Origin of the sequence: Stenotrophomonas sp. S49 (assembly GCF_016624905.1) — a bacterium.
Classification (GTDB): Bacteria; Pseudomonadota; Gammaproteobacteria; order Xanthomonadales; family Xanthomonadaceae; genus Stenotrophomonas.
This window is the reverse complement of sequence record NZ_JACVUD010000173.1, coordinates 1-896: the sequence shown is the minus strand read 5'-3', so window position 1 is coordinate 896 and position 896 is coordinate 1. Positions and strand designations below refer to the sequence as shown.

Annotated in this window: 2 protein-coding genes; both read right to left on the bottom strand. The window is 76.2% G+C overall.

Annotated features, from left to right (window positions below; translation table 11 throughout):
* A partial coding sequence (locus IAE58_RS19865) for a hypothetical protein (protein WP_234456401.1) occupies window positions 1-294 on the bottom strand: 294 nt, incomplete at its 3' end.
* Window positions 291-809, bottom strand: a complete 519-nt coding sequence (locus IAE58_RS19860) for a flavin reductase family protein (RefSeq protein ID WP_325166870.1) — start codon at window positions 807-809, stop codon at window positions 291-293. The genes IAE58_RS19865 and IAE58_RS19860, both read right to left, overlap by 4 nt.
* Window positions 810-896: the final 87 nt, after the last annotated feature.

Below are 896 nucleotides of genomic sequence, written 5' to 3'. Positions count from 1 at the left end.
CTCGCCGGGCACCCGCGCATGCCGCCGAACACCCGGTAGCGGGGGGGGGCCCCCCCCCGCCGCCCCCGGCCCCCGGGGGGGGCGCCCCCCCCCCGGCTGGCCTCCGGCCAGCCACGCCTTGCCCAGCAGCTTCCACGCGGCCGAATACTGCGGGTCCAGCGCCACGCAGCGGCCCAGATGCATCGCCGCGCGCAGCGCGTCACCGGCATCCAGCCAGCCCTTGCCCAGGCCGAAGCGCAGCAGCGCGTTGTCCTTGCCCGCCGCCAACAGCGCTTCCAGGGCCTGCATGTTCAAGGGATGACCTCGAACACGGGCTGCAGCGATCCGGCCTGGAAGCGCCCGCGATGGAACAGCAGCGGAGCCTGGTCGGCGTCGCTGGCCTGCAGCACGCGACCCACCAGCAGCAGATGGTCGCCCATCGGCCAGTGCGCATGGCGGCTGCACACCAGGTGTGCCACCGCGCCGGCAATGCGAGGCGGCAGGCCGTCGTCCTCGTCCAGCAGCGGCACGCCTTCGAAGCGATCGCGCACGAGCGGGTCGGCGAACTGCCGTGCCAGCGCCACCTGCTGGGCACCCAGCACGCTGATCGCAAACTGCGGTGCGCACTGGAAGGCCTTCAAGCTGTTCGCGTGCAGTGCCAGCGTCCACGACACCAGCGGTGGCTGCAGCGAAACCGGCACGAACGAGTTGATGGTCAGGCCGTGCGGCTTGCCGCGCGCGTCGCGGGTGGTGGCGATGGCCACGCCGGTGGGGTAGTGGCCCAGCAGCCGCCGCAGGGCGCGCGGTGCCAGCGCGACCGACGGCTGCACGGCCGGGGGGGGGGGGGGCCCCCCCCCCCCCCCCCCCGGGGGGGGGGGGGGGGGGGGGGGGGGGGGGGGGGGGGGGGGGGGGGGGCG